The sequence below is a fragment of the Neisseria sp. P0009.S007 genome (genome assembly GCF_051962515.1).
Window position 1 is genome coordinate 1 of record NZ_JBQCVF010000116.1, and the last position, 4362, is coordinate 4362.

Annotated in this window: 3 protein-coding genes and 1 pseudogene; 1 reads left to right on the top strand and 3 read right to left on the bottom strand. The window is 53.3% G+C overall.

Annotated elements, in window-relative coordinates; translation table 11 throughout:
• Positions 1–205 (top strand): annotated as a pseudogene (locus ACTHS3_RS09740) (phosphatidylserine decarboxylase); the annotation flags it as partial.
• An 85-nt stretch (positions 206–290) separates the two neighbouring features.
• Here the strand turns inward: ACTHS3_RS09740 and znuD are convergent.
• The 3 genes from znuD to ACTHS3_RS09755 all read right to left on the bottom strand — a co-directional run.
• Entirely contained in the window at positions 291–2579 is a 2289-nt protein-coding gene (gene znuD, locus ACTHS3_RS09745; protein WP_004519280.1) for a TonB-dependent zinc receptor ZnuD, read from the bottom strand.
• A gap of 219 nt (positions 2580–2798) precedes the next feature.
• The gene (locus tag ACTHS3_RS09750; protein WP_004519283.1) at positions 2799–3281 is read right to left on the bottom strand and encodes a cupin domain-containing protein; all 483 of its coding nucleotides are present in this window, start codon (positions 3279–3281) and stop codon (positions 2799–2801) included.
• A gap of 100 nt (positions 3282–3381) precedes the next feature.
• Positions 3382–4362, bottom strand: a 981-nt coding sequence (locus tag ACTHS3_RS09755; RefSeq protein WP_440367848.1) for a leucyl aminopeptidase, incomplete at its 5' end; no start/stop codon positions are given.

The window sequence follows — 4362 nt, forward strand, 5'->3', positions numbered from 1 at the left end:
TACCGGCGTCAGCACTGTATTGGCGCGTTTGCCGCTGACTGCGCCGCAAACTGAATCTGAGCCTAAAGCCGCAGCTCAACAAGCTGCGCCAGCTCCACAAGCGACTCCGGCTGAAACAGTGGCAAGCCAATCTACCGAACAGCAGCAAATCGAAGCAGCAGCGGCTAAAATTCAAGCGGCTGTGCAAGATGTGTTGAAAGATTAATAGTCAGTTTTAAATGATTGGTTAAAACAAGAAAAAAGGTTTTCAGACGGCCGTCTGAAAACCTTTTTTGTTTGCCTATCCGATTTTAAAACTTCACATTTACGCCACCGGTAAAGCTGCGGCCCATTTGCGGCGTATCAGAGAGGAAGCTGCTGTGGGCGTAAACGGATTGGTTGAGCAGGTTGTCGGCTTTGACGTACCAATTCCACTCGCCATAGCGCGTATTGCGGCGGTAGTTTGCGCCGAGGTTGAGCATATGGTGTCCGGGTGTGCGTGTTTCGTAGCGGGCGAGTTTGTTTTGATTGAACACGCGGTAGTAGTCCAAATTGGCATCGATACGGTCGGTCAGCGAGGCTTTCAGGTGGAAGCCGAGGCGCGCAGCCGGAACGCGAGGGGCGTTTTGGTCGTCCTGTGCGATGAAAGGACGGTTACCGTAAGCATCTTCCCTGCCGGGTAGGGAAGGCAGGTTTTTCAGACGGCCTCGTACATAGTCGCCGGAAACGCCGATGCGGTAGCGCGGTGTCGGTTTGAAGTAGATTTCGCCTTCCGCGCCGTAGAAGTCGGCGCCGGATTGGTTGTAGCGCACGAGTTTCATTTCGCTGTCGTCTTCGATGGATTTGGGGCCGCGTCCGTCGTTTAAGGTTTGGGCGTAAATGTAGTTGCCGAAGCGGTTGCGGTAGAGCGCCAGATTGTATTGCCAGCGGTCGCCTTCGTAGCCCAGCGCGATTTCGATGTTGTTGGAACGCTCTTTGTTGAGGTGTTTGTTGCCGACTTCAAAGGTGTTGGTGGCGACGTGTTTGCCGTGTGCGTACAGCTCTTGCGTTGACGGCAGGCGTTCCTGATGGGAGGTGGTCAGGCTGAGTTTGTGTTGTGGCGTGAAATACCAGTTTCCCGAAAGTGCGAACGAGCGGGCGGTTTGGCGGTGCGCGCCGAGGTCGGGCAGGGGCTGGTTGTAGTAGTTTTCCCGATCAATCAATGCTTTGTCGTACTGGATGGAAGCTTTTTGTTTTTCCACGCGTACGCCACCTTCTAGCGTGAAATTGTCCCAGTTTGCCTGTTCTACACCGAAAAAGCTGTAATGGCGCACATTGTTGTCAATCAACATCGGTTGTTGGACGGTTTCGGGAATGGCGGAAAGCGCGCTGGATTTTTGTCCCAAATATTGCACGCCCCAGCTGCCTTTCAGACGGCCTATGGGTTGGTGGCGCAACTCGATACGGGCGTTGTGTGTTTTGTTGTTGAAGAAGTTTTCTACTGCATCGCCTGCTTTTTCGTCGTGGTGGTAGTCATTGTGGTTTAGGTGTACGCGCAGGGCTTCAAAACCGGGGAATGGCTGCTTCCATTCGGCGCGGAGTTCGTAGCGTTTGTTGCGCAGGTCTATCCACGGTTTGCCGTTGTGGGCATGGGTGTGTGCATTATCGTCGTCGTGAAAGCCGCAGCTCAAGCCCGGATTATCGTAATCAACATCTTCTTCGGTCAATAGGTGCGGATAAAGCTGCAAATAGCGTTTGTTAATCAAACTTTTCTGCCAGATGATGTCGGCGTGGCAGTCGTCGTAGAGATGGCTGTGGGCAGGCAGGCCGTAGCGGTCGCGACGGTCGCTGTACGCCACGCCGAGGAACCCTTTATCGCCAACCCAAGACAGACCGATGCTGCCGGTTTTTGAATCGGCATGGCTATCGGGCAGTCGTTTCAGACGGCCTTCTTCTTTTTGATAGCGCGGTACGGCGTAATCGCCCGATTTGCGGTACAGCCCTTCGGTATGCAGCACGAAGTTTTTGTCCAATCCGACGTTGATGCCGCCGGACGTGAGTTTTTCCAGATTGCCGCTGCTCAAACGTAATCCGGCTTCGCCCGATACTCCGTTTTCAGGCATTTTTTCGGGGATTTTGCCATCGGCAACATCGACCAAACCGGCTACATTGCCCGAGCTGTACAAGAGCGTAACTGGGCCGCGCAGGATTTCGACCTGTTGCGACAAGGCGCTGTCCACCATCAAGGCATGGTCGGGAGAGAAATCCGCCATGTCGCCCGTTTCGCCGTGATGGTTCAATACTTTAATCCGTCTGCCTGTTTGACCGCGAATAACGGGAGCAGATGCGCCGCCGCCGTATTGCGAGGCATGAATGCCCGGTACGCCGTCTAAAGCATCGCCTAAGTTGACGGCTTTTTGGCGTAAGGTATCGCCGGAGATGATTTTGTCGGAGGCGGTCGAAGTATGCAGCAGCCCCGAAGTGGCGCGCGGACGGCTTTTGCCGACGACGGTAACCTCGTCCAAGTCAACCGACTGATCGGTTTCATGCGCTTGGGAGAGGATGGGGGTGCTGATTAAAAGAATAGATAAAACAATGGGTTTGAGTGTGGTTTGTGTCATTTTAGTTTCTCATCATATTTCGAAAGGCTGTTATTATATAACATTTCATTGTTTATATGATAAGATTTTTGAGAAAAAAAGGCCGTCTGAAAACGAAGCGTGGTTTTCAGACGGCCTTTAGCTTGTATCTAGGTTTAAATGAAAACGGAACAATCTCTCTACTGCCTGGTTTGGGCAAGGCAGAAAGTCATGGCAGATTGTTTGCTTTCATTGAAAGCATTACTTGGTTTCGGCGGCTTTAGCGCCGGCGGTCTCGGCAATCAAATCCAAGAATACCAACGGCTTTTTGCCGATATTTTTGAGCGCATGGGACTGGCCGGGGCGGGCGATGGTAATGTCGCCGGCGCCGACTTCGGTTTGTTTGCCTTCGCTGTCAGTAAACAGGCCTTTGCCGGATACGATGATGTAAACGTCTTCATTGCCGGTATGTTTGTGTTGGCCGATGGAAGCGCCCGGTGGTAATGTGAGCCAGCCGATTTCTTTGAATGCGTCTTGGTCGGCGGTTTGATGGCGCGTGAAGGCAAAGCTGCCGAGCAAGGGGCCTTGGCCTCCGGCTGCGTTTTCGCGGTTCCATTCAGCTAAGTCGACTTTTTTGTACACTTGGATGCTGCGGTCGGTGGGGGTGGTTTGTTCGGCAGCTTGAGCGTTTATGGATGTGCCGAGCAGAAGGACAACAGATAATGCGGCAAATAGTGGTTTCATGGTGGTTCTCCGTTTGTCAGGTTGAGTCAGATAATGCGGATTCCGTTTTCAGACGGCCTGCGGGGTTGAAATGTGTAACCTCGCAGGCTTCCCCCAAGATTTATTTCACATTGCGCAGATAGTTCAGCAATAAAGGAACAGGGCGGCCGGTCGCACCTTTTTCACCGCCGGATTTCCATGCGGTACCTGCGATGTCGAGATGTGCCCATGGATAGTCTTCGGTAAAGTAAGACAGGAATGTTGCGGCGGTAATCGTGCCTGCACCCGGCGTGCCGATGTTTGGAATGTCGGCAAAGTTGGATTTGAGTTGGTCTTTGTAGGTCTCAAAGAGCGGCAGTTGCCATGCTTTGTCGTCCACGTTGCGGGAAGCGGCCAGCAGACTATCGACCAAATCTTGATTGTTGCCCATCACGCCGCTGACGTCATGACCCAAGGCGATGATGCACGCGCCGGTCAGGGTGGCGACGTCGATAACGGCTTTGGGTTTGAATTGTTCGGCGTAAGTGAGCGCGTCGCACAAAATCAGACGGCCTTCGGCATCGGTGTTCAACACTTCGATGGTCAAGCCTTTCATGCTTTTCACGACGTCCCCCGGTTTGTTTGCCGCGCCGGAAGGCATGTTTTCGCAGGTGGCGACGACGGCAATCAGGTTGATCGGCAGTTGCAGTTTGACGGCGGCGCAGAAGGTACTGATGACGGTTGCCGCGCCACACATGTCGAACTTCATTTCGTCCATGTTCAGGCCGGGTTTGAGGGAAATGCCGCCGGTGTCGAAGGTAATGCCTTTGCCGACCAATACCACAGGCGCGGCTTCTTTGTCGGCCGCACCGAAATAGCTCAGTTCGACCAAATATGGATCTTCGACACTGCCTTTGGCGACAGACCAGAACGAACCCATGTTTTCTTTGATGTAGTCTTTTTCAATGATTTTAGCGTGTGCGCCCAGTTTTTCGGCTTCGGCTTTGGCAGTACGCGCGAGGAATTCAGGCGTACATTCGTTTGGTGCGGCATTGCCCAAGTCGCGGCAGAGGCTTTGTCCGTAAACTTGCGCTTCGGCAACGCGCAGGGCTTCTTTGACGGC